Annotated in this window: 18 protein-coding genes; 10 read left to right on the forward strand and 8 right to left on the reverse strand. The window is 65.7% G+C overall.

Translation table 11 applies throughout. The features are described from left to right. Nucleotides 1-5 precede the first annotated feature (5 nt). From B7449_RS01895 to B7449_RS01915, 5 genes are all read right to left on the reverse strand, one after another. Nucleotides 6-617 carry a Smr/MutS family protein gene (locus B7449_RS01895; protein ID WP_039732787.1) on the reverse strand — a complete coding sequence of 204 codons (612 nt, stop codon included), beginning with the start codon at nt 615-617 and terminating at the stop codon, nt 6-8. Nucleotides 618-762: 145 nt separating this feature from the next. Continuing rightward, a complete protein-coding gene (locus B7449_RS01900) occupies nt 763-2175 on the reverse strand; it encodes a cytochrome-c peroxidase (protein WP_199858339.1) in 1413 nt (470 codons plus the stop codon). A gap of 85 nt (nt 2176-2260) precedes the next feature. Then, nucleotides 2261-3151: a DNA-methyltransferase gene (locus B7449_RS01905; protein WP_039732786.1), complete on the reverse strand. Its 891-nt coding sequence runs from the start codon at nt 3149-3151 to the stop codon at nt 2261-2263. A 35-nt stretch (nt 3152-3186) separates the two neighbouring features. Then, nucleotides 3187-4398, reverse strand: a complete 1212-nt coding sequence (mltA, locus tag B7449_RS01910; protein WP_048883164.1) for a murein transglycosylase A — start codon at nt 4396-4398, stop codon at nt 3187-3189. Nucleotides 4399-4454: 56 nt separating this feature from the next. Further along, nucleotides 4455-5141: a Tim44/TimA family putative adaptor protein gene (locus B7449_RS01915; RefSeq protein ID WP_039732784.1), complete on the reverse strand. Its 687-nt coding sequence runs from the start codon at nt 5139-5141 to the stop codon at nt 4455-4457. A 201-nt stretch (nt 5142-5342) separates the two neighbouring features. On the opposite strand from B7449_RS01915, the gene secB reads away from it, so the two are divergent. Then, nucleotides 5343-5864 carry a protein-export chaperone SecB gene (gene secB, locus B7449_RS01920; RefSeq protein WP_010513761.1) on the forward strand — a complete coding sequence of 174 codons (522 nt, stop codon included), beginning with the start codon at nt 5343-5345 and terminating at the stop codon, nt 5862-5864. 82 nt (nt 5865-5946) lie between these two features. On the opposite strand, the gene B7449_RS01925 is transcribed toward secB, so the two are convergent. Then, nucleotides 5947-6690, reverse strand: a complete 744-nt coding sequence (locus B7449_RS01925) for a uroporphyrinogen-III synthase (protein ID WP_048883172.1) — start codon at nt 6688-6690, stop codon at nt 5947-5949. Further along, nucleotides 6677-7759 (reverse strand): hydroxymethylbilane synthase, encoded by a 1083-nt coding sequence (gene hemC, locus B7449_RS01930; protein WP_039732782.1) that lies wholly within the window; start codon nt 7757-7759, stop codon nt 6677-6679. Before hemC ends, B7449_RS01925 begins: the two co-directional genes overlap by 14 nt. A 71-nt stretch (nt 7760-7830) precedes the next feature. Between hemC and tsaD the strand changes: the two genes are divergently transcribed. The 6 genes from tsaD to B7449_RS01960 all read left to right on the forward strand — a co-directional run bounded on the left by tsaD (nt 7831) and on the right by B7449_RS01960 (nt 17903). Further along, nucleotides 7831-8946, forward strand: a complete 1116-nt coding sequence (gene tsaD / locus B7449_RS01935) for a tRNA (adenosine(37)-N6)-threonylcarbamoyltransferase complex transferase subunit TsaD (RefSeq protein WP_048883174.1) — start codon at nt 7831-7833, stop codon at nt 8944-8946. Between the two features lie 127 nt (nt 8947-9073). Then, complete coding sequence (locus B7449_RS01940) at nt 9074-10045, forward strand: NAD(P)H-dependent glycerol-3-phosphate dehydrogenase (RefSeq protein WP_039732781.1); 972 nt, start codon at nt 9074-9076, stop codon at nt 10043-10045. A gap of 106 nt (nt 10046-10151) precedes the next feature. Further along, a complete protein-coding gene (locus B7449_RS01945) occupies nt 10152-10637 on the forward strand; it encodes a glutathione peroxidase (RefSeq protein ID WP_039732780.1) in 486 nt (161 codons plus the stop codon). A 36-nt stretch (nt 10638-10673) separates the two neighbouring features. Beyond that, complete coding sequence (murJ, locus tag B7449_RS01950) at nt 10674-12236, forward strand: murein biosynthesis integral membrane protein MurJ (protein ID WP_039732779.1); 1563 nt, start codon at nt 10674-10676, stop codon at nt 12234-12236. A gap of 60 nt (nt 12237-12296) precedes the next feature. Continuing rightward, a complete protein-coding gene (gene mutS / locus B7449_RS01955; RefSeq protein WP_039732778.1) occupies nt 12297-14909 on the forward strand; it encodes a DNA mismatch repair protein MutS in 2613 nt (870 codons plus the stop codon). 84 nt (nt 14910-14993) lie between these two features. Continuing rightward, a complete protein-coding gene (locus tag B7449_RS01960; protein WP_039732777.1) occupies nt 14994-17903 on the forward strand; it encodes a [protein-PII] uridylyltransferase in 2910 nt (969 codons plus the stop codon). Between the two features lie 84 nt (nt 17904-17987). Here B7449_RS01960 and B7449_RS01965 read toward each other — a convergent pair whose 3' ends face one another. Continuing rightward, nucleotides 17988-19967 (reverse strand): tetratricopeptide repeat protein, encoded by a 1980-nt coding sequence (locus tag B7449_RS01965; protein ID WP_039732776.1) that lies wholly within the window; start codon nt 19965-19967, stop codon nt 17988-17990. Nucleotides 19968-20065: 98 nt separating this feature from the next. Between B7449_RS01965 and B7449_RS01970 the strand changes: the two genes are divergently transcribed. From B7449_RS01970 to thrC, 3 genes are all read left to right on the forward strand, one after another. Further along, on the forward strand, nt 20066-21586 hold the full coding sequence (locus tag B7449_RS01970; RefSeq protein WP_039732775.1) for a carboxypeptidase M32: 1521 nt from the start codon (nt 20066-20068) through the stop codon (nt 21584-21586). Between the two features lie 194 nt (nt 21587-21780). After that, nucleotides 21781-22932: an L-dopachrome tautomerase-related protein gene (locus B7449_RS01975; RefSeq protein ID WP_039732774.1), complete on the forward strand. Its 1152-nt coding sequence runs from the start codon at nt 21781-21783 to the stop codon at nt 22930-22932. 77 nt (nt 22933-23009) lie between these two features. Further along, nucleotides 23010-24413 carry a threonine synthase gene (thrC, locus tag B7449_RS01980; protein ID WP_039732846.1) on the forward strand — a complete coding sequence of 468 codons (1404 nt, stop codon included), beginning with the start codon at nt 23010-23012 and terminating at the stop codon, nt 24411-24413. The last annotated feature ends 20 nt before the right edge of the window (nt 24414-24433 follow it).

Here is a 24433-nt window from a genome sequence, read left to right on the forward strand (position 1 = left end):
CCTTTTCAGAACCCGCTTCCACGCGCTGAACGGCGCAGCAGCACGCGCACCGCGCCCTGATTGGCGGCATGCGGATGCACGACCGCCAGAATCAATCGGCCCAGATCGCCACGCCCCAGCCAGAACGGCAGTTCCCGGCGCAGGATGCCGCCATTATGGCCGCTGCCCAGCCCGGTTATGATCTCGACACAGCGCACATTGTCCGCATGTGCCTGAATGATGAAACCATGCAGGCGGTGGAACGCCGTCTGCGCCACCTGCCCATGCAGGTCCAGCCTGCGAGCAGGACGCAGCTTGCCACTGACCAACCCACGCCAGCTTGTGTCATCCAGTCCCGGCCTGCGCACGCCAATTTCAAATGCGCCGCCCTTGCCCTTCTGCACGGTCAGGCTGTGGCTGGCGGTTCCATGCACCGCATGCACCCCGCCCGATGACAGCCGCTGCATGATGGCGGCACGGCTCATGCCCGGTTTTGCCGTGGTGGTGGGGGACGGAACCGGGGGATCTGGCGGCGGGGTCGCGGGTTTTGCCTGCCGGGCGGTCCGCAATGGCGCGATTCCCTGCGCGAAGGCCGCCCATAGGGCCTGTTCCTCCTCGTTCAGTCTGCGCTGCCTCACGGTATGATTCCTTTCTCCGGGCCGGTGGCCTTGGCCATAGAATCATACCCCGCCCGGCAGGTCCATGTTTTCAGGCATGCCTCCATACGCAAAAACCCTGCCGCATGTGCGGCAGGGCTAGCGTTCCCGGATGGGAAAAACCGTCTTACGGCGCGGTATTGCGCAGGGTTTCGCCCTGATAGCGCCCGGTCAGCGTGTTGAGGAACGCCACGATATCCGTCACATCCTGATCGGAAATGTTATGGTCGGGCGTCTGGTAACGCGCCATGTCGCGCACGGCGCCATCCAGCGTCGTGATGCTGCCATCATGGAAATAGGGGCCGGTCAGCGCGATGTTGCGCAGGTTGGGCACCTTGAAGCGTTCCATGTCGGCAGGATCATGGGTGACTTCAAAACGTCCCTTGTCCGCATCCGTCAGCTTACCGCCACGGGCCGAGAAATAATTGCCTTCCAGTCCCAGCGGCTCGAACGCCTGCCCGCCCATGGACGGCCCGGTGTGGCACCCGGAACAGCCAATCTGCTTGAACAGCGCGTAACCGTGCTTTTCCTGCGTGTTCAGCGCGGCGTCATCCCCCTTGAGGTACTGGTCAAAGCGGCTGTCGGGTGTCACCAGCGTCTTTTCATATTCCCCGATGGCATCGGTGATGGTGTTTTCATCAATCGTGTCGCTGCCATACGCAGCCTGGAAATCCGTGGCATAGCTCGGGTCTTCACGCAGGCGGTCCGCAACCGATGTCCAGTCATGCGATCCCATCTCGACTGGGTTCATGACCGGTCCCGCCGCCTGCTGCGCCAGTGTGCCCGCGCGGCCATTCCAGAACTGCCATTTGTTGAAAACCGCATCAAAGACGGTCGGCACATTGATCGGCCCCTTCTGCCCATGGATGCCGGTGGCGGTCACCAGGCCATCCACGCCGCCATGCTGCAGGCTGTGGCAGCTGGCGCAGTTCAGGGTACCATCACCCGACAGCTTGCGGTCAAAGAACAGCCGCTGGCCCAGCGCCACCTTGTGCGGGTCCACCGGCACGGATTCCGGCACGGGCTGCACCGGTTCGGCCGCGAATCGATCCGCAACACCCTGTGTCGCGTAATGCTGGCGCCGCACCTGCGCGATCCATGTCAGCATGCTTTCGCGCTGCGCGTCCGACAGGTGGGCATGCCAGTGCATGAGCAGGTACAGCGTGGGCGGCATGCGGTTCTGGTTGATGACTTCCTCGATCCGGGCCAGCGGTTCCTGATCGGGCACGCTGCCGTTCTGCAGGGCGCTTATGACCGGTTCCACCCGGAAATGCCGCAGCCCCTGATCGCGATCATGGCTCATCAGCGTATTGGCCACAGGCAGGCTGAAATAGAACGGCAGGTCCACCCTGGCCGCGTGGCAGTAGTCACAGCGGGCTTCGCGCATGACATTCAGCGCCGCTGTCGAGACCGCATCCACCCCTGCCCCCGCAGGTGCGGGCGCGGTCGCATGATCGAAATGGGTGAGATAGGCGACCGTCCCGCCATACGCCACGATACCTGCGGCGACCACCGCCGCCACTGCCTTCTTTACCGACATTAACAAAACCCCCTTATCCCTTGCTTGAGTGGGTTTTGGCCGATTCAGGAATTATTTGTCAAAATAATCGTTTCAATGAAAACCATCAAAAGTTTCGATCATCTGTCCCGGCCACGCCATCCACCTGCGCCTCCATGGCCTGCCGTACCCGCTGCCGCGCGACATTGACATAGATGGTATCAAGGTCGATTCCGATGCCCTGCCCCCCTTCGCGCACGGCCGCGACCAGCGTGGTGCCTGTCCCCATGAACGGGTCCAGCACCACGGGGGCCGCCTTGCCATGCAGGCGGATGCACATCTGCGGCAGCAGCACGGGAAACGTGCCGGGATGATGGAACTTCTGCGCTTTCCCCTGCACGGTCTCATACGGGATGAACCATGTATCGCCCCGGCAGCGCCGGTCCTGCCGGTGGCCACGGCGCATGATATTGGACTTGTCCATGTAGGGCACGCCGATATCGAGACGGTTAAGCCCGACATTGCCCGTGCGCGTCAGATGAAACAGGTGTTCATGATTGCGATTGAGGTAACGGGGGCTGTTGACCGGCTTGAAATGCCCGTGCGTTTCCACACCTACCGAGATCGACTTGACCCATGAGATATGGTTCTGCAGCACGAACATCTCACGCAGCCGCACCATGAGTTCAAACGGCAGCCATGGCTGGGCCGAGGACCCCGCGACATTCAGGAAGAATGACCCGTCGGGCCGCATGACGCGCCGCACTTCGCGCGCGACCTCCACCATCCAGTCCAGATAACCATCTTCTTCCAGCCGGTCGCGGTACGTGCGGTATTTCAGGCCGATATTGTAGGGCGGCGAGGTGACGACCACGTCAACGCTGTCAGGCTCCATGCGCCGCATGGCACGGATACAGTCGCCACGCACCAGCAGGTGCGGCCCCTCGGTATAACGGACAGTCCGCGGCAGGCGGGGTCTGGATGCGCAAGCCTGCCCCGCGCGGGGTCGCCCTGTCATGATGCTACTACGCTCTTCACTCCGCCCATGCGGATCTAGTGTTTCTTTTCCGCTTCGCCGCTGCGGGGCACCAGCACGATCATCTGTCCGGGCGACCGCAGGTTTCCAGCCGCCTGCGCCGCCTCCGGTCCCCAGCCCATATACAGGTCGGCACGGTCCGGTCCCTTGATGTCGGTTCCCAGATCCTGTGCGAAATCCAGCCGCTGCCACGTTACGGGGTGCCCATCAACCGGCACCTGCGCCTGCACCCATACCGGGCTTCCCAGCGGAATGAAATCCCGATCCACCGCCATGGACCGGCCCGGCGTCAGCGGCACGCCCAGCGCACCGGGCGCACCGGCCTGCGTATCGCCCGGGTCCAGTTCACGGAAAAAAACGTAATTCGGGTTCTGCTCCATCATGTCCATGGCTTTTTGCGGATTCGCTTCCAGCCAGTTCCTGATGGACGCCATGTTCACGTCATCGGGCTTCAGCAGCCCCTGCGCCACCATGACGCGGCCCAGCGGCACGTAAGGCTGACCATTCAGGCCGTCAAAGCCCAGACGGATCACCTTGTCATTGGGAAGACGCACCCGGCCCGCGCCCTGCAGCTGCAGGAAGAACAGGTCGACCGGGTCCGCCAGCCACAGCAGTTCAAGCTTCCTGTGGGCCAGCACGCCCTGGTCGATCTGCGCGCGGGTCCAGTAGGGCACGATCCGCCCATCCTCGCTGCGGCCCGTCACGACCTTGCCCTGCGCGTCACGCTCGCGCACCAGATCGGGCGGGCGGCGATAGACCGGGGTCTGGTAAATGCCGCCCCGACGCAGGGAACCACGGATTTCAGGTTCGTAATACCCGGTGAACAGCATGCCGTCCGCCCGCTTGCCCGCCGGCAGGCTGTAGGGCACGAACCACTGTTCAAAAAACGCCCGCGCGGCGGCACGGTCACCCGTGGGCACGGTACGTGCCGCATTGCATGCAGCCTGCCAGTCCCCCACCTGACGGCCGGGATGGCTGATGCCCTCGCCACCAAGGCTGCTGTCGGCCGGCAGGCTGGCAACCTTGTGACAGTCCTGCAGGAAAACCGGCAGCGCATCTTCCAGCGCATCATCCTGCCAGCCCGGCAGGCGATCGAAACTTATGGTATGGGCATGATGATGGGATTTATGGTGTTTCCCGCCGGCGGAAGGGGCGCCAAGATTGGGGCCTTCCCCGAAATGACATCCACACAGGGCAACAACGGCGCACAGCGGCGCGATACGCTTCATGACTTTCATGCACACAGACTGATCATGGCTTTGTCAGGAAATTATGGCAATACGGCCTATGCGCTGCGGCTGGCCCCCAGACGCCACCCGGCCCCATCGGCACTGACGCCCAGCAGGCGCTCGAACGTCCACAGGTCGGAAAACTCGGTCACGGCGTCCACGCCCGCCACGGGCTGGCCATTGCTGTCCACGGTCAGGCTGATCTGATCGGATACGATACGCACCTCGATCCGGGCGACCGGGCTGGGGCCCGCCGTCTCATCGATATCGGCGCCAATGATGGCGATGTCGGTAATATCACGGATTTCACTGCGCAGGACTTCGCCCGCCTGCTGGCGGGACTGGATTGCGGCCTCGAACGCCGTGAATGTCGCAGCCGTCAGGCGCTGGCGCAGCACGTTCAGATCCCCTGCCGCATACGCACCGACGATCTGACGGAAAGCGGCCTCCGTCCCCTTGGCGAATTCCTGCGGGGTGAAACCCGGCTGCAGGGCGGCGATGCGGGCCAGCACCTGCCCCACCCGGGTATCTGGCGTGGGAATGTCATATGTAATGGACGGCGGCGGAGGTTCGGGCTTCTGTTCCACGACATTCGCGACCATGGGCGGGGGAGCCATGGGGCGCGGCGCGGGTTCCGCGCCAACCCGACGGCCAAGAATGCTGCGCAGTCGCAGAACAAGGAATACAGCCACCAGCCCCAGAACAATCAGATCCAGCGGAAAATGACCAAAAGAAAAATTCATGCCGCGCGTCCATAACGACAGGCGGGTGGCCTGCCAAGATTACCCTTGGCACAACATAAGCAACGGCCGGAGCCAGCACAATGCGCAAGGGCCGTTAAAATTCCGACAGCTGGTATGGCATCCCCCGCAGACCCATGCTACGGCCTGAGAATACGGTATTCATTTCTTTTTTCCGCATATCTCTGGGGAATACAGACAAGCATGTCCGACACGACTCAGCCGCCCACCCCTGAAAACGGCCAGAGCGCCCCCCCGGCGCTGCCGCTGGCGATCAATCTGCAGTATATCAAGGATCTTTCGTTTGAAGTGCCCGCCGGTGCGGAAATCTTCGCGACGCTGCGCACCAACCCGCAGATTTCGGTCAACATCGACGTGCAGGCCAACCGCCTGGAACAGGAACAGCCGGTTTTCGAAGTGGTCCTGACCGTAAAGGCCGAAGCCACCGAAGCCCCGCAGCAGGAAGGTGGCCCCGCCGGTCGCCCGGTGTTCATCGCCGAACTGTCCTATGCCGCGATCGCCACGCTGAACAACCCGCCCGCCGAACTGATCGAGCCGATCCTGCTGGTGGAAGTGCCGCGCCTGATCTTCCCGTATGTGCGCAATATCCTGAGTGAAGTCACGCGCGACGGCGGGTTCCCGCCCGTGGTGCTGCAGCCGATCGACTTCGTGGCGCTGTGGCAGGCCAAGCGCAACTCGTTCGACCAGACGCCGGGCCACGCCTGATCCATACGGATCCACAGGTTACGGACGACAGGGCCGGGGGCACATGCTCCCGGCCTTTTTTCATGGCCGGGACATGTTGGCGTCAGTCCCCTCCGCCGGGCAGGCAGGCCAGCATGCAGTCCTGATCCGGTCGGGCGGCAATGCGTATGCCACCCCAGCGCAGCCCCGCGCCAAGGACGGCGGCCACCCCATCGGACATGGCAATGGCCCCGACCCCCGCCAGTGCGGGCACAAGTGCTGCCGGCAGGGCGGCGACGAAGGCGTCCGCCGTGCGGCTGGAATAGAACATGACCGCCGCCACCTGTCCGGCGCGCAGGGCGGCAAGCGCATCGGGCGGCAGGCATGTCGCCGGGCGCACGGCATAAACGCAACGCCGCAACACCCGGTATCCCTGCCCGCGCAGGTCCGCCGCCATATCCTGTCCATATCCCTGCCCCACCGCCAGCAGCAGCCGGGCGGGGGGCTGCATGGCCGCGCGCAGCAGCGCCGTCAGGTCATCCGCCGTGCCGGATGCCGCAATGACATGGGCAAACCCCGTCGCACGGGCACGCCGCGCGGTGGCTGCCCCTACCACGTAACAGGGAATATGATGCAGATGCGGGTCGGTCAGGCTGCCCACGGCCTGCCCACTGGTCAGCACGATGGCGTCGGGACGGAATGCGCCGATGGAAAGCGCGCGCTGGGTGACATGCAGCATGGGGGCGGCGATGGGATGCAGCCCCCGTTCCGCCACCGCCGCCAGTGTGGGGGCAAGCCCCGGCGGCGGTCGGGTCACGATCACCCCCCCGCCCATGGCGGGGGATGAAGGCAGGTTACTTCTGTTCAACAAAAATGTCGGCGGGACTGTCGGCACGCAGGCTGCGGCCGAGGTCACGGCCCAGACGCGCCGCATCGGCGGGCGCGCCACTGATCGAGCGCCTGAGCAGGAAAGACCCGTCTTCACGCGCGACAAGGCCGGTCAGGTGCAGTTCCGGCGCGCCCCCCGCGACAACCGGGATCAGCCGGGCATACCCGCCGATGGGCGTGCGGCACGACCCGTCCAGTTCCGCCAGCAGCGCACGTTCCGCCGTAGCGACGGCGCGGGCTTCATAGTCCTCGATCGCGGACAGCAGTTCACGCAGTTCGACATCGCTTTCACGCACCGTCACGCCGACAATGCCCTGCCCCGCCGCAGGCACCATGACCGTGGGATCAAGGATCACGTCGGCCCGGTCTTCCATGCCAAGGCGGCGCAGCCCGGCATAGGCCAGCAGCGTCGCGTCGCACTGCCGCGCCGCCAGCTTGTCCAGCCGCGTCTGCACATTGCCACGCAGCAGGCCGAATTTCAGGTCGGGCCGCACATGCAGCATCTGCGCCTGCCGCCGGACCGAGGCGCACCCCACCAGCGCCCCGTGCGGCAGGACCGCGTACGGATCCGCCGGATCAGGCTCCCCACAGCCGGGGCCGAGGATCAGCACGTCACGCGCATCCTCGCGCTTGAGGGTGCAGGCCAGCACCAGCCCCGGCGGCAGCGTGGTTTCAAGGTCCTTCAGGCTGTGGACGGCGAAATCGATCCGGCCATCCAGCAGAGCTTCGTGAATTTCCTTGGCGAACAGGCCCTTGCCGCCAATATCCGCCAGCTTGCGGTTCAGCACCTGGTCGCCCGTGGTGCTGATCTGGTGTTCCTGGAATGCGCCCATGTCGCGCAGCACGGGGCAGAAACGGGTCAGCACCGTCAGGAACGCCCGTGTCTGCACCAGCGCCAGCGGGGAAGCGCGCGTGCCCACCTTCAGCGGCAGTTGCCGGCGGTGGGGTTCGGCATGTGTGGCTTCCTTTCGCTGGCGTGCAGCGGCCTCGGCCGCGACTTTCTGTAGCGCGGACGACGGAAACGGGGCTGATGGCTTTGCGGACTCCATATCGCGTGTCTATTACCGCACCGCGATAAAGGAAAGATGACATTCGGCACATCCGGATTGTAAATTACGCCATGCCCCATACCGAACCGACATGCCCCGATCTGCCAACTCCCGTTATGGCCATTGAATCTTCGTGCGATGACACGGCCTGCGCCATCGTGTCGACAGATGGCAGGATCCTGGCAGAAGCGACATTATCGCAATCCGGCCATGTGCCATTCGGCGGGGTCGTGCCCGAAATCGCCGCCCGCGCCCACCTTGGCGCGCTGCCCGCGCTGGTGCGCGACACGCTGCGCACAGCCGGCATGCAGCCGCATGAACTGGGTGCGGTTGCCGCAAGCTGTGGTCCGGGGCTGATTGGCGGGCTGATCGTGGGCGCCGACATGGGCAAGGGCATGGCCATTGCGCTGGACCGGCCCTTCATTGCCGTAAACCATATCGAAGCCCACGCCCTGACCGCGCGCCTGCCCGGTGTGGCGGCCAACGGCGCGCCGTTTCCCTATCTCCTGCTGCTGGTATCGGGCGGACACTGCCAGTGCATCGCGGTGGAAGGGGTCGGTCATTACCGCAGGCTGGGCGGCACGATTGACGACGCGGCGGGCGAAGCATTCGACAAGGTGGCCAAGATGCTTGGCCTTGGCTGGCCCGGCGGGCCCGCGGTCGAACGTCTGGCGCGTGAGGGTGACCCGCACGCCGTACCCCTGCCGCGGCCGCTCATGGGACGGGCGGGGTGTGATTTTTCCTTCTCGGGGCTGAAGACCGCCGTGGCGCAGAAACTGCCAGCCGAGGTCCGCACCGCCCTGCCGCGCCAGCAGGCCGCCGATATCGCCGCCAGCTTCCAGCAGGCCGTAAGCGATATCATGATCGACCGCCTTGGCCATGCGCTGGACATGATGGAACGCCCCACCACGCTGGTCGTGGCGGGCGGGGTGGCCGCCAATGGCGTCCTGCGCGCGCGGTTGCACGAATTCGCCACCGCGCACGACCTGCCTTTCGCCGCCCCGCCGCTGCGGCTGTGCACCGATAACGCGGTGATGGTGGCATGGGCCGCAATCGAGACCATGCGCGCGCGCGCAGCCCTTGGCCTGCCCGTTCCCAATGACATTGCCATGCGCCCGCGCCCGCGCTGGCCGCTGTCGGACATGGCGCAGCGCATGACGGCCGATACGGACGGGGCCGCCGCCTGATCCCCTGCCCTGTCCCGGGCAGGCATGCGGGCTTCCCGCCTTGCATGGCAACCGTAACAGGCGCATTGCGGTTACAGGGACCAACAGAATGCCGGTTACGGCACATGTATCGTCAGGAAACGAACGGATGACCCATTCCGCACGGATTGCCGTGATCGGCGCAGGCGCATGGGGGACGGCGCTCGCGTTGCAGGCCGCGCGCGCGGGGGCTGAAGTCAGCCTGTGGGCGCGTACTCCCGCCACCATGTCCGCAGGCCGTGTCATGCCCCGCCTGCCCGGCCATGCGCTGCCGCCCCGCATTACCGTAAGTGATGTCATGCCCCGGCAGGCCGACCTGATCCTGCTGGCCTGCCCCATGCAGCACCTGCGCACCATTGCCCGAAGCGTGCCGCCCTGCGCGCCGCTGATCGCGTGCTGCAAGGGCGTTGAGGAAGCAACCGGCCTGCTGCCCCTTCAGGTCCTGGGGGAGATGTTCCCCCACAGCGTGCTGGGCGTGCTGTCCGGCCCCAATTTCGCGCATGAAGTCGCGGCCGGCCTGCCCGCCGCCGCCGTGCTGGCCAGCGCGGACCGCACGCAGGCCCGCAGGCTGGCGGACCTGCTGACCACGCCAACCTTCCGGCTGTATGCCAGCGATGACCCGACGGGCGTGCAGGTAGGCGGGGCGGCCAAGAACGTGGTGGCCATCGCCGCAGGCGCCACGATCGGCGCGAAGCTGGGGGAAAATGCCCGCGCGGCCCTGATCACCCGCAGCATTGCCGAGCTGTCGCGCCTGTCGCACGCGCTGGGCGGACGGCCCGAGACACTGTCGGGCCTTGCGGGAATCGGGGATCTGCTGCTGACCTGCACGGGGGCGGCGTCGCGCAATTACCGTCTTGGCCTGGCGATTGGCCAGGGGACACCCGCGCAGCAGGCGGCGGACGCGCTGGAAGGTGTGGCCGAAGGCCGGGCGACAGCGCCCGCGCTGCTGCTGCTTGCGCGTCAGCATGGCGTCAGCACGCCGGTCATCGCCACCGTCGCCAGCCTGCTGGCGGGCACGATCGACATGGAGGACGCCAGCCAGCTGCTGCTGTCGCGTCCGGTCGGACATGAATTCGCCTGAATGGACACCCACGTCACATTCCACATTTGCAAACAGGCGGCTTGACCCCCGCCATGCGACCCGGCAATCCGGTTACTCCGGCGCGCTTACGAAACCGAGCATTTCAATGACCACGATCTATGACTTTGTCCTGCCTGCCCTGAACGGCCCCGACATTGACCTGTCAAAACTGCGGGGCAAGCCGATCCTGATCGCCAACACGGCATCCAAATGCGGTTTCACGCCGCAATATGAAGGATTGCAGAGCCTGTGGACCACATGGCGCAGCCATGACCTGATGGTGATTGGCGTGCCGTCCAGCGACTTCGGCAACCAGGAACCGGGCACGCCCGACCAGATCGCCACCTTCTGCCAGCGCAACTACAATGTCACCTTCCCCCTGACCGCCAAGAGTCACGTCAGGGGGGCGCAGGCGATTCCGCTGTTCCGCTGGCTGGCGCGTGAAGGCGGGTTCCTGTCGCTGCCACGGTGGAATTTCTACAAATACCTGATCGGGCGCGATGGTCAGCTGACCAACTGGTTCACCTGCGTCACGTCGCCAGAATCGCGCCGCGTGCGCATGGCGGTCGAACGGGCGGTGATGGATCACTGATGTCGCCATCATGTCCGCGCGCGTCATGCTGACCCGATGCTGAAGGGGTTCCTGACCGTCAGCGGCTGGACCATGATCAGCCGCGTGCTGGGGCTGGTGCGCGACCAGCTGCTGGCCGCCCTGCTGGGCACGGGGGCAGCGCAGGACGCGTACCAGATCGCCTTCCGCCTGCCCAACATGTTCCGCCGGCTGTTTGGCGAGGGCGCGCTGAACGCCGCCTTCGTGCCGCTGTTCTCCTCCCTGCTGGAACGCGAGGGCAGGAATACCGCGCAGCGATTCGCCAGCGAGACGATGAGCGTCCTGCTGTCGTGGCTGCTTGTGCTGACGGTGCTGGGGGAAATCTTCATGCCCGGCGTGCTGCGCCTGATCGCACCGGGGTTCACGCATGGCGACCTGCGGGACTCGCTGGCCATATCGCTCAGCCGCGTCACGTTCCCCTACCTGCTGATGATCTGCGGGGCTGCGCTGGTTTCGGGCGTGCTGAACGGCATGCACCATTTTGGCGTGGCGGCGGCAGCCTATGTCAGCTTCAACGTCATCGGCATTGCCGCCATCCTTGTCCTTCCCCCGTTCACGGGTGATGTCGCGCACGCCGCCGCATGGGGGGTCACCGCATCGGGCGTGGTGCAGTTCGGCATCCTGCTGTACGCCGCCCGCCATGCGGGCATGCGCCTGCGCCTCATGACGCCGCGCCTTACGCCGCGCATCCGCACGCTGCTGGCGCGCATGGGCGTGGGGCTGGTGGGCAGCGGGATCACGCAGATCAACTTCCTGGTCGATACCATCATCGCCACCCTGCTGCCCGCGGGCAGCGTATCGCTCATGTATTTTGCCGACCGGGTGAACCAGCTGCCGCTGGGGGTTCTGGGGGCGGCGGCGGGCACCACGCTGCTGCCCGTGCTGACGCGGCATCTGGCGGCGGGCGAGGTAAAGGCGGCCCACCACACCCAGAACCGCGCCATTTCCTACGCGCTGATCCTGACGCTGCCGGCTGCGGCGGGGCTACTGGTTATCGCGGCCCCGGTCATGATGGCGCTGTTCGGGCATGGGCATTTTTCCGCGCATGACGCGGTGCTGTCCGCGCAGTCGCTGCGGGCCTACGCGCTGGGGCTGCCGGCCTTCGTGCTGGTCAAGGTTCTCTCGCCGGGGTTCTTCGCACGCGGGGATACGCGCACGCCGGTGCTGGTGGGCATGGGCACGCTGGCGCTGAACTTCATCCTGAACATAAGCTTCATGCACTGGCTGGCCCATATCGGCCCGCCACTGGCCAGCAGCCTTGCAGCCATGGTCAATGCGGGCGTGCTGGCGTTCGTGCTGCGGCGACGCGGCGCGCTGGTTCCCGACCCGGCCCTTGTGCGGCAGCTGATGGGCATGATGGTGTGCGCAGGCGTCATGGCGACGGGTCTGGTCGTGCTGGGCCATACCCCGCTGGGCCACGCGATGGAGGCCGGGCCGATCATGCGGATCGTGGATGTCGGGGCGCTGGTGACACTGGGCGTTGGCATCTACCTGCTGGCGCTGCAGCTGCTTGGGGTGGCGGACATGCGCCAGGCCATGGACGCAATCAATCGCCGCCTGCGCCGCGGGCGCAGGGCATAGGGAACAGGAACCATGAAATCCGCACTGGCGAATCCCCTACCCCACCGCTAGACACCGGACATGACATTCCCATCGCCCGAGGGCGCTACACCCGCCATGGCGCAGTGGTTTGCGCTGAAAGCCGAACACCCCGACGCCCTGCTGTTTTTCAGGATGGGGGATTTCTACGAACTGTTTTTCAATGATGCTGAAGCAGCGGCGGCGGCGCTGGACATTTCGCTGACCGCACGTGGCACCCACGGGGGCGAACCCATTGCCATGTGCGGGGTGCCGGTGCATGCGGCGCAGGCCTATCTGGCCCGCCTGATCCGGCGCGGGTTCCGTGTGTCGGTGGCCGAACAGACCGAACAGCCCCGCAAGGGACGTCCCGCTTCCAAGGGACCGCTGCGGCGCGAGGTCGTACGCCTGATCACGCCGGGCACGCTGACGGAAGATGAACTGCTGGAGGCAGGACGGCAGAACCTTCTGGCCGCCATCATCTGCTCTACCGGGCGCGACGCCAGCAACCCCGGCCTTGCATGGATCGATATTTCCACCGGCCTGTTTGAAACCGCCACTGTCCCCGCGCGTGACCTGAACGACCTGCTGGGCCGTCTGGACCCGGCGGAAATCCTGTGCGCCGATACCGTGGAACTGGGTGATTTCGCGGGCCGCCGCACCCCCATCGTCCCGCCCGCCAGCGCCGACGCCGCACGCCAGCGCATGGCCGAGGCCTTCGGCGTCGCCAGCCTTGATGCCTTTGGCACCTTCAGCGATGCGGAAGCCATGGCGGCCGCGGCGGCCATCGACTACATCCGCCGCAGCCAGGCGGGCCAGCTGCCCCGCCTGTCGCATCCACGTCCCAGCGACAGCAGCGACATCCTTGGCCTTGATCCCGCCACCCGCGCCAGTCTCGACCTGCTGCGCACGCGCGATGGCGAGACCGAACACACCCTGTTCGCCGCCGTATCGCGCACCGTGACCGCAGCGGGCAGCCGGATGCTGGCGGACTGGATCGCAGCCCCGCTGACCGATCCCGAACGCATCGGCCGCAGGCAGGCGGGGTGGACATGGCTGCTGGACAAGCCGGGCATACGCGACGACCTGCGCGCCAGCCTGCGCGCGGCCCCCGACATGGCCCGCGCGCTGGGCCGGCTATCGCTGGGACGTGGACAGCCGCGCGACGCCGTGGCCATCCGCCTTGGCCTGGGTGTCGCGCGCGAAATCGGGACAATCCTGAACCGGCATGAAAACCTGCCCGCCATTCTGGAACAGGCCGCACGCCACCTTGATCGCGCGCATGATCTGGAGGACCTGCTGGCCCGCGCCCTGAGCGAGAACCCGCCCGCGCGCATGGATGACGGCGGCATCATCGCCAGCGGGTATGATGCGGAACTGGATGCGCAGCGCGAACTGCGCGATGGCAGCAGGCGCGTCATCGCGGCGCTGCAGCAGGAATATGCCGCGGAATTCGGCATTTCCAACCTCAAGATCCGTCACCATGCCCAGCTTGGCTACGTGATCGAGGTGCCCGCGGCCGCCAGCGCGCGCCTGCGCGGGCGCGAGGACCTGATCATGCGGCAGGGCACCGCCAGCGCCAGCCGTTTTTCCACCGAACGTCTGGTCAGCCTTGACCAGCAGATCGCGCAGGCCGCCGAAAACGCGGGCATGCGCGAACGCCACCTGTTTACGCAGGTGGTGGGAAAAATACTGGACGAAGCCGCCCTGCCGGACATGGCAGCCGCCCTGTCATGCATCGACATCGCGCAGTCCTGCGCGATACTGGCCGGTGGCGGCATGTGGTGCTGCCCCGCCGTTGGCACGGATACGTCCTTTGTCATTCGCGCGGGGCGCCACCCGGTTGTGGAAGCGGCCCTGCCCCGGAACGCGCGTTTCACCCCCAATGACTGTGACCTTGATCCCGATCACCGCGTCATGCTGCTGACCGGCCCCAACATGGCGGGCAAGTCCACCTTCCTGCGGCAGACGGCGCTGGCGGTCATACTGGCGCAGGCAGGCCTGCCGGTCGCGGCGCAGGCCATGCGCCTTGGCGTGGTGGACCGGCTGTTTTCACGCGTTGGCGCGTCGGATGACCTTGCGCGCGGACGATCCACCTTCATGGTGGAAATGACCGAAACCGCCGCCATCCTGAACCAGTCCGGACCGCGATCGCTGGTGGTGGTGGATGAAATCGGGCGCGGCACCTCCACGCTCGACGGGCTGGCCATTGCGTGGGCGGTGCTGGAAACCCTGCATTCCACGCTGCGCTGCCGCGCGATATTTGCAACGCATTTCCATGAACTGGCCGAACTGGCGGACACCATGCCCCGCCTGTCCCCCCACACCATGAGCGTGCGGGAATGGAAGGGACAGGTCATTTTCCAGCACGAGGTCATACCCGGTTCCGCCCGGCGCAGCTGGGGCGTGCATGTCGCACGCCTTGCCGGGGTGCCTGACCCTGTGGTGCGCCGCGCGGGCCGTCTGCTGTCCACGCTGGAAAAGGAACGCGGGCGGCAGGCCCCGCCCCTGCCGCTGTTTGAACAGGCCGCGGCGGATGAGACGCCACCACCACCGCCCGCCCCCGCGCTACCGCCTGCCGCACTCGACATGATCGAGGATCTGGACCCCGATACGCTCAGCCCGCGCGCGGCGCTGGAAATGTTGTATAAACTCAAAAAACTGCTGAAACCCTGATACGGCTCTGGACCTGACCCCATCAGGGGCGGCACACTCGACCCCGGATCTTTATCGCCATTTACAGGACGCCATCTGACGACGATGTCGAACGCTGCCCCCCCTTCCGCCTCCGCTTCGGTCGAGGCCATGACGAACGCCCTTCATTCCGCCCTGTTCCCCGCCGGGGAAGGCGGTGGCGATGCATGCGCCCTGCCGCGCGAAGACGCCATCGGGCTGGTGCGCCGCCACCTGTCGCGCTACCAGGCCCATGTGCGCGAGGAATTCGAGCATCACCGCCTGGGCGGGGCCGAGGCGGGCAAGCTGCTGGCCGCCTATACCGATGGCATGATCCGTGTGCTGGCGGCCTTCGCCATGCAGCAGACAGGTGTCGATTCGCATCCCGAAGCCCCCTTCGCCATTGCCGCCACCGGCGGGTACGGGCGCGGGCTGCTGGCGCCATTCAGCGATATCGACCTGCTGTTCCTGGTGCCCGACATACAGGACGGGCAGGGCGAGGACGTACGGGCCTGCGTGGAATACATCCTGTATTTCCTGTGGGATCTCGGGCTGAAGGTCGGGCATGCCACGCGCACCATCAATGAATGCATTGCCGAAGCCGAGGCCGACACCACGGTGCGGACCACGCTGCTGGACGCCCGTGCCCTGACAGGCAGCGAATCGCTGTTTTCCATGTTTCAGGCCCGCTACATCGTGGCCTGCGTGCGGGCAGGTGCCGACCGGTTCATTACCGACAAGCGCAAGGAACGCGCCGCCCGCCACCACCGCTTTGGCGACAGCCCCTATCTGGTGGAACCCAACATAAAGGAAGGCCGGGGCGGCCTGCGCGACCTGCAGACGCTGTACTGGATGTGCCGCTACACCTTCGGCACGCGCCATGTATCCGACCTGCTGGCGCCCGGTTTCAGTGAACTGGGGCTGCTGACCGAACAGGAAGCCAAGCGCGCGCGCCGGGCGTGGGACTTCCTGTGGCGGGTGCGCTTCCACCTGCATTACGTGTCGGGCCGGGCGGAAGAACGCCTGACCTTTGACGTGCAGCCGGTTGTAGGCGGCCGCATGGGCTACACCCGCCATGGCCGGCAGGTGGGCGTGGAACGCTTCATGCGCCATTACTTCCTGACCGTGCGCGAGGTGATGCGCCTGACACTGGTGCTGGAACCCGCCGTGCTGCGCCAGGCGCTTGGCCCCGTGGCCAACGCGCCCGAAGCCGACAGCCAGATGCGTGACGCGGGCTTTACCGTGCTGGACGGTCGCATCCTGCCCCAGCGCGGCACGTCGTTCGAAGATGAACCCATCCAGATGATGCGCCTGCTGGACTGGGCCAAGAAGCGCAAGCTGCCCATCCACCCCATGGCCATGCACCAGCTGATCCGCTGGGAACGCCGGGCCGCCAGCCTGCGCGGCGACCCGGAAACCGCGCGCATCTTCCTTGACCTGATGTGCGGCGACCCGCCCGAACGCCCGCAACGCGCACCGCGTGGCGACGCCACCGAACAGGCGGACGCCACCCCCAGCTTTCACCTGATGGATGAGGGGCGGCGCAAGGGAAATGCCTACTGGCTGCATATCCTTAACGAAACGGGGCTGATGGGCCGCCTGCTGCCCGACTGGTCGCGCGTCGTGGGGCAGATGCAGTTCGACACCTATCATGTGTTCACGGTTGATGAGCATATCATCGACGCGCTGCGCATCCTTGGCCGGGTGGAACATGGGCAGATGGCCGATGAAATCCCCATCGCCTATGACCTTGCACGCAACCTGCATTCGCGCCGCGCGCTGTATGTCGCGGTCATGCTGCATGACATCGCCAAGGGCCGCGGCGGCGACCATTCGGAAATCGGGTCGCAGATCGCACTGTATGTCTGTCCCGAACTGGGCATGGACAGCGAGGAGACGGAAACCGTTTCATGGCTGGTGCTGCATCACCTGCTGCTCAGCCACACCGCATTCCAGCGCGATATTGACGACCCGAAGACCATTCTTGACCTGGCCGACATCATCCAGTCGCCTGAACGCCTGCGGCTGCTGCTGCTGCTGACGATCGTGGACATGCGCGCGGTGGGGCCGCGCGTCTGGAATGCGTGGAAGGCGACGCTGCTGAATGAACTGTACATGCGCGTGGCCGAGGTTCTGGAAGGCAGCCTTGCCACCACCGAGCGCGACGTGCGCGTGGAACGCGCCAAGGACGCCACATCCCGATGGCTGGTGGAAGACGGCATGAACGAAGCCGATGTCCGCCACTTCATGGGGCTGGGTTATGGCAGCTACTGGCTGTCCTTCGACCATGACACCCATGCCCGCCATGCCCGGCTGATCAGCGAATCGGAACGCGTGCATTCCCCCCTGACGGTAGAAACCCAGCCCCTGCCTGCGCGCGGGGTGACGGAGGTCACGATTTACGCCGCCGACCATCCGGGCCTGTTTTCCAAGATCGCGGGGGCGGTGGCCATTGCCGGGGCCTCGATCGTGGATGCCCGCATCCACACCATGACCAATGGCATGGCGCTGGACACGCTGTGGATTCAGGATGCGGGCGGTGCGGCGTTCGAAGAACCGCAGCAGCTTGCCCGCCTGTCGCTGCTGGTGGAACAGGCGCTGACGGGGCACCTGAACATCAACCGTGAAATTGCCCAGTGTGGCCGCAGGGTAAGTGGCCGCCGCATGCGCGCCATCCACGTACCGCCACGCGTGGTAATCGACAACCGCGCATCGAACACCTGCACGGTGGTAGAAATCAACGGGCGCGACCGTCCCGGCCTGCTGCATGACGTCACGGCGGCACTAAGCGAACAGAAGCTGCAGATCGCATCCGCCCATATCACCACCTATGGCGTGCGGGCGGTGGACGTATTTTACGTCAAGGACCTGTTCGGGCTGAAAATTACTGACAAGGGACGTCTGGACCGGATTCGCACGACCCTGCTGGCGGGCCTGCAGGAAGCGGAAGCCGCAGCCCAGCGCCGGTCATCCGAACTGGAATCCATCACGATCTGAAAGGGTCCGGAAGCCTCCTTTTTCAAAAAGGCGGCTCCGGAACTTTCTGAAAAACTTCACCAAAATCATGATTCCCACGGCATTTCAGGGATGAATGTCCGGCAACTGCCCTGCCACCCATGCATGCAGGGCGCAGGACAGGGTGGCCATGACCTGCGTCCATGCCTGCTGCGGGGGCAGAAGACGCTCCTGACGGAACAGCCGCAGGGTCGGGTACCACTGGCTCGTCGGTCGCGACAGGATGGACTGCCCGCCATTTTCCCCCTGTGACGTGCCGGCTGTCGGCGCAGGCAGGTCAAAAGCCGCCGACCACCGCCAGTCTCCCCCGAAACGACACGCCAGCCAGACCGGACAGCCCATGGCCCCGGCCAGGTGGGCCACCAGCGTATCCACGCTGATCACCAGATCCAGTGTCGCGATCAGGCGCGCCGTATCCAGCAGGTCCGCATCGGGCGGCAGTTCATGCCGGACAAAGGATGGGTCCACCATTCCCTCCGCCTGTGGCCGCAGGGAAATGAATTCGACACCCGCGATTTCCTTCAGTGCCGATACGGCGTCCACCGGAAGGGAACGCCGCGCGTCAAAGCGATAGGCGGCATTCCCCGCATGGCACAGGCCAATGCGCAGCAATCCCCTGTGTCCTGCCGGTCGCTGCCATGGGCGTTCCCCCAGATACGGCATGAATGGCGGCACGCTGTCCGCGCCCAGCAGATGCGGCAGACTGAACAGGTCGCATTGCGCTGCGATGTCAGGATTTCCATTTATATTGCGTGTGATAATCTCTATGGGATGGACCATGCCTCCTCCCAGCGTGGCCGCAAGCCGACGCAGGGGGGCTGGAACCTCCAGCACCACCGGAACCCGCCGGGCTGCAAGCCGTACATAGCGCAGGAAATGGACGGCATCCCCCAGTCCCTGCCCCTGCATATGCACCAGCAGTTTCCTGCCCGCAGGCAATGCCTCCCCGTCCCATCGTGGCAGATGGCCTGCCGATGGATGCGGCGGCAGGAATTCCAGCCGGGCGTCCCACAGCGCCCATCCCTGCCCCAGCTTTCCCTGCGCCAGACGGGCAATACCAAGGTTGAACCGCGCCCGGGCCTGCGTATCACGATCGGGCGGCGGCACATGGGCCAGTATGGTTTCATGAATGGCGGCGGCCTGCGCCACACTACCGCCCTCGAACAGGCCGGTCGCATGGTTCAGCTGAATGCGCATGTCATCGGGGCGCAGGCGCATCGCAATGGCGAAAGCAGCCCGCGCGCCCGACATATGCCCCAGTGCCATACGGGCAAGGCCAAGGTTACTGGCGGTTTCGGCCTGCGGATCATGCGCCATGGCGCGTTCCAGCATGTCGGCCGCCGGTCCCATCCGCCCGCGCGCAAACAGCAGCGCACCCAGCAGGGACAGGGCCGCGCCATCATCGGGAGCATGATCCAGCCCCGCCCGCAGAACGGCCTCGGCCTGTTCGCGCTGGTGATGCGCCATCAGCATTTCGGCCAGTTCACGGACATGGGCGCTGCCCCCCGGCGCACGCCGCACGACATGGCGCATCTGCTGTATGGCGGCATCACGCTGCCCCCGGCGCCACAGGAAACGGGCATGCAGCGTCCGGGCCTGCATATCATGCGGAGCGGACAGGCTGACCGCCCGCCCATAGGCCTGTACTGCCGCCCATGTGTCGCCTGTCGCCTCCATGATCTCGGCGCAGGCCAGCAGAACAGGCACATCATCTGGCTGACAGAGGCAGGCAGCCCGGATCGCGGCCTGCGCCGCCACATGATGCCCCTGCGCCAGCAGCGCACGGGCCAGCACTTCATGAAAAGGCCCATCGGGCGCGCGCCGCACCGCCTGTCCCGCAAGGCTGATGGCCAGATCCCCCCGTCCCGCCGCCAGCGCCACGCAGGCCAGACCATGCAGGGCAGCGGGATCGTCCGGCCCCTGCCCTCGCAGGGTTACGAAACACGTCCGCGCGGTGGCGAGATCCCCCCTGCGCAGGGCCGCATGGCCCCGCGCCATGACGTGCTGCCTGTCCATATCGTGTCCATGCGCGCTGGTCGCGTTCATCTCGGCCGGCCCTCCCTTGCGTGGCGGGGGCTGGTCCCGCACACTCCCAACACTATCCATACGCGACAGAGCGTTAAGAATTTCGATCAGGAACCCACATGAACATCACCTCCGCCACGGTCGGCCAGCAGGCCTATGACACGCTGCGGCAGCGTTTTGCCCGCATGGGGCATATCCGCAACGCAATGGGAATTCTGGGCTGGGACAAGGACACCATGATGCCGGCAGGGGCGAGCGACAGCCGCGCCGAAAGCATCGCCGCCCTTGCCGTCCTGTCGCACGACCTCATGACCGCGCCGGACATGGCCGACCTGCTGGCCCGCGCACAGGCCCCAGATGACGCCATGGCGCGCGCCAACCTGCATGAAATGCGCCGCCAGCACGCCCATGCCGCCGCCGTGCCGTCGGATCTGGTCGAAGCGATGTCACGCGCGTCCTCGCGGTGTGAAATGGCATGGCGTACCGCACGGCAGGACAGTGATTTCGCCGGCCTGCTGCCCGAACTGGAAACCGTGCTGGCCCGCACCCGCGACATTGCCGCCGCCAAGGCGCAGGCGCTTGGGCTTTCCCCTTACGACGCGCTGCTGGACCAGTATGACGCAGGCACGCGGCAGGCGGATATCGACCCGGTCTTTGCCGAACTGGCCAGTGAACTGCCCGATCTGATCCGCACGGCGCTCGACCATCAGGCCACGCTGCCTGCCCCCGTGCCGCTTGCGGGACCGTTTGACGTGCCCGCACAGGCACGACTGGGCCACGGGACCATGCGCGCGCTGGGCTTTGACATGCAGCGCGGGCGGCTGGATGTCAGCCTGCACCCCTTCTGCGGCGGGGCGGAGGACGATGTCCGCATCACCACCCGGTATGAGGAGGATGACTGCATCAACGCACTTATGGGCATCATACATGAAACCGGGCACGCGCTGTATGAACAGGGTCTGCCCGGGGCATGGCGCGCCCAGCCCGTGGGCGAGGCACGCGGCATGAGCCTGCATGAAAGCCAGTCCCTGCTTATGGAAATGCAGGTCGCGCGGTCGCAGCCCTTCATGGACTGGATGGCGCCCCGTCTGCGCGCGGCCTTTGGTGGCGCGGATACCGACCCGGCATGGCAGGCGGACAACCTGCACCGCCTTGTCACGCGTGTGCGCCCCGGCTTCATCCGCGTGGATGCCGATGAGGTCACATATCCCGCGCATATCCTCGTACGTTATGAAATGGAAACCGCGCTGATCGCGGGAAAAATGAAGCTGTCCGACCTGCCGGAAGCCTTCAATACCCGGATCCATGACCTGCTGGGATTGAACGTGCCCGAGGACCGGCTGGGCTGCCTGCAGGATATTCACTGGCCATCTGGCGCATGGGGGTATTTCCCCACCTACACGCTGGGCGCGATTATCGCGGCACAGCTGCGCGAAGCAGCGGAACGCAGCGACCCCACCATCATGCCCAGCATAGGCAATGGCGATTTCGCGCCCCTGCTGGCGTGGCTGCGCCCGCATATCCATGCACACGGCAGCGGGGCATCCACCCGTGACATCGTGCGCGACGCCACGGGGGCGGTGCCCAATACGGGCCCCTACCTGCGCCACCTGCGCCTGCGGTACTGCGCGCAGGTCTGATCGGGCCACGACGTCCGGCGGCGGTTCGAAATGGCCGGTTGATCAGGGGACTTCCTGAAAAACCGGCTTGTAAAACACCCTGCAAACCTGACGAAAGTCATAAACCGCCTCCTGAAAACACTCTTTTACGGCAGGGCGGACATGCCGCATGTTCCCCTTGCCATTCGCCGCGGTTCGTGACGAGATAACGCGCGATGTACGCGAAATCTCCATCTGCCATCCGTCGCCTGCGTTCAGCGGGTTTCCTTCTTGCCTGCGGCACCTGCCTGCTGGGGGCGGGCCATGCCGCCCATGCCGCCAAGCCCGCGCCGCCGCTCAATCCGGCCGCGACGCTGGAGGACGTTGCCTCCTCCTCTACCGCCGCATGGGACCGGGTGCTCGTGCTGCCCGACGGGCGGCTGCTGGTGGAACTGCCGCGCTGGGCAGGCAATACCGGCCCGGGGCTGGCGCTGCTGGATGGGGACAACACGCCCCATCCCTATCCCGACAATGCATGGAACGATCCCGCCACGCCTGCGGCAAAGCGGCTGGTTGCGCCTTCGGATGTACAGCTCCAGCCCGATGGCACGCTGTGGGTGCTGGACAGCGGACAACCCGACCCGGCGGGAAAACCGGAAGAAGGTGGCCCCAAGATCGTGAAGATCGACAGCCATACCGGCCAGGTCATGCAGACATGGCCGCTTGATCCCGGCATGCTGCGCGCGGGCAGTTACGCCGCCACCATGCGCATCGCACGCGGGCATGCCTTCATCGGGGATTCCGGCATCCCGGCCATGATCGTGGTCAAGCTGGACACCAATACCCAGCGGCGGCTTATGGAACATACCCCGGCGCTGACCGCGCACCAGCCCATTACGGTTTACGGCAGGGTGGCGACCAACCCGGCAGGCCACACCGCCATTATCAATATCAGCCAGATGGACATAAGCGCCGATGGGCAATGGCTGTATTTCGAACCCCTGTGCGGCCCCGTGTACAAGCTGGATACCGACCTGCTGGTTGACCCCAAGGTCACCCCCATCGAACTGGAGGAAGGCCCCACCCTGTGGTACAAGACACCACCGCTGGGCGGTATCACGGTCGGGCCGGATGGCACGCTGTATTTCAATGATGTGTCCACCGGCAGCATCTTCCGCCTGATGCCCGACCGGGTTTACCAGAAAATCGTGACCGATCCCCGCCTGCACTGGCCCGGCGGGTCGTTCGCGACGAAAGACGGGCAGCTTTATGTGCCGGCGGCCCAGCTTGACCGCACCGCGCCACTGAATGGCGGACACAACGCCATTGAATGGCCGGTGCATATCTACCGCATCAATATCGGCAGCCTGCCGCCACCGAAATTCTGACACACCACGCGCGGAATTGCGTCCCGCGCCGCATGCGCCCCCTTCGCGCGGGGGGCGGTTGGGATTATGGTGGCGCCATGCGCTATATTTCTACCCGGGGGAACGCCCCCGTCCGCGATTTTTCGTCCGTTCTGCTGGCGGGGCTGGCAGAGGACGGTGGCCTGTACCTGCCCGAAAGCTGGCCCGAACTGTCGGTGGCCCAGTGGCGTGACCTGCGGGGCCTGCCCTACCCCGAGCTTGCAGCCCGCATCATCGCCCCCTTTGCCGAAGGGTCGATCACGCATGATGTGCTGCTGACGCTGTGCCGCGACGCCTACAGCCGATTCGACCATCCGGCCATCGTGCCGCTGACGCAGGTGGAAGACGGGCTGTTCGTGCAGGAACTGTTCCACGGCCCGACGCTGGCGTTCAAGGACATGGCCATGCAGCTGCTTGGCCGCCTGTTCGACCATGTGCTGAACGAACGTGACGAGAAGGTCACCATCGTTGGCGCCACGTCAGGCGATACCGGGTCGGCGGCGATCGAGGCATGCCGGGGGCGCAAGCGTCTGAACGTGGTGATCCTGCACCCCGAGGGCCGCACGTCGGAAGTGCAGCGCAGGCAGATGACCACCGTGCTGGAACCCAACGTGACCAACCTTGCGGTGCAGGGCACGTTTGACGACTGCCAGGATCTGGTCAAGGCGATGTTCGCCGACCAGCCGTTCCGCACCGACATGCGCCTGTCGGCGGTCAATTCCATCAACTGGGCGCGTATCGCAGCCCAGGTGCCGTATTATGTCTACGCCGCCCTTGCACTGGGTGCGCCGGACCGTGAGGTTTCGTTCGCCGTGCCCACGGGCAATTTCGGCAATGTACTGGCGGCATGGGTCGCCCGCCGCATGGGCCTGCCCATCCGCGCGCTGTGCGTGGGGTCCAACCGCAATGACATCCTCTCGCGCTTCCTGAACGAAAACGACATGAGCATCCATGGCGTGGTGCCCAGCCTGTCGCCGTCGATGGATATTCAGGTATCGTCCAACTTCGAACGCCTGCTGTTTGAACTGCTGGACCGCAACGCCGCCGAATGCGCGCGCATCATGACCGATTTCCGCAAGACCGGCGTGATGAAGGTATCCACCCCGGTGTGGGATCGCGCCAATGCGCTGTTCCACGGCATTTCGCTGGATGATGCGGCGACGGAGGAAGAAATCCGCACGCTGAACACCCGCAGCCACTACCTTGCCGACCCGCATACCGCAATCGGCATCGCCGCTGGCCGCACCTTCCGTGAGGCCGGGATCCCCATGGTGGCCATGTCCACCGCACACCCCGCCAAGTTCCCCGATGCAATCGCGCAGGCAACCGGCATCCGCCCCGCCCTGCCCGTGTCGCTGGCCGACCTGTATGACCGGCCCGAACGGTACACCGTGGTGCCGGCCGACCTGACCGTGATCGAGGACAGGGTGCGCGCGGCGGTCCTGTCCAACACGGCGGCCTGATCGCCTTCCCTTCCCCTTTT

The organism is Komagataeibacter intermedius TF2 (genome assembly GCF_000964425.1).
In the GTDB taxonomy this organism is placed as follows: Bacteria; Pseudomonadota; Alphaproteobacteria; order Acetobacterales; family Acetobacteraceae; genus Komagataeibacter; species Komagataeibacter intermedius.

What these genes read in the sequence shown, in the direction of transcription:
- B7449_RS01900 (WP_199858339.1), bottom strand. Translation starts at nt 2,175, where the DNA reads ATGTCGGTAAAGAAGGCAGTGGCGGCGGTGGTCGCCGCAGGTATCGTG.
- B7449_RS01905 (WP_039732786.1), bottom strand. Translation starts at nt 3,151, where the DNA reads ATGACAGGGCGACCCCGCGCGGGGCAGGCTTGCGCATCCAGACCCCGC.
- mltA (WP_048883164.1), bottom strand. Translation starts at nt 4,398, where the DNA reads ATGAAGCGTATCGCGCCGCTGTGCGCCGTTGTTGCCCTGTGTGGATGT.
- B7449_RS01915 (WP_039732784.1), bottom strand. Translation starts at nt 5,141, where the DNA reads ATGAATTTTTCTTTTGGTCATTTTCCGCTGGATCTGATTGTTCTGGGG.
- secB (WP_010513761.1), top strand. Translation starts at nt 5,343, where the DNA reads ATGTCCGACACGACTCAGCCGCCCACCCCTGAAAACGGCCAGAGCGCC.
- hemC (WP_039732782.1), bottom strand. Translation starts at nt 7,759, where the DNA reads ATGGAGTCCGCAAAGCCATCAGCCCCGTTTCCGTCGTCCGCGCTACAG.
- tsaD (WP_048883174.1), top strand. Translation starts at nt 7,831, where the DNA reads ATGCCCCATACCGAACCGACATGCCCCGATCTGCCAACTCCCGTTATG.
- B7449_RS01940 (WP_039732781.1), top strand. Translation starts at nt 9,074, where the DNA reads ATGACCCATTCCGCACGGATTGCCGTGATCGGCGCAGGCGCATGGGGG.
- B7449_RS01945 (WP_039732780.1), top strand. Translation starts at nt 10,152, where the DNA reads ATGACCACGATCTATGACTTTGTCCTGCCTGCCCTGAACGGCCCCGAC.
- murJ (WP_039732779.1), top strand. Translation starts at nt 10,674, where the DNA reads ATGCTGAAGGGGTTCCTGACCGTCAGCGGCTGGACCATGATCAGCCGC.
- mutS (WP_039732778.1), top strand. Translation starts at nt 12,297, where the DNA reads ATGACATTCCCATCGCCCGAGGGCGCTACACCCGCCATGGCGCAGTGG.
- B7449_RS01960 (WP_039732777.1), top strand. Translation starts at nt 14,994, where the DNA reads ATGTCGAACGCTGCCCCCCCTTCCGCCTCCGCTTCGGTCGAGGCCATG.
- B7449_RS01965 (WP_039732776.1), bottom strand. Translation starts at nt 19,967, where the DNA reads ATGAACGCGACCAGCGCGCATGGACACGATATGGACAGGCAGCACGTC.
- B7449_RS01970 (WP_039732775.1), top strand. Translation starts at nt 20,066, where the DNA reads ATGAACATCACCTCCGCCACGGTCGGCCAGCAGGCCTATGACACGCTG.
- B7449_RS01975 (WP_039732774.1), top strand. Translation starts at nt 21,781, where the DNA reads ATGTACGCGAAATCTCCATCTGCCATCCGTCGCCTGCGTTCAGCGGGT.
- thrC (WP_039732846.1), top strand. Translation starts at nt 23,010, where the DNA reads ATGCGCTATATTTCTACCCGGGGGAACGCCCCCGTCCGCGATTTTTCG.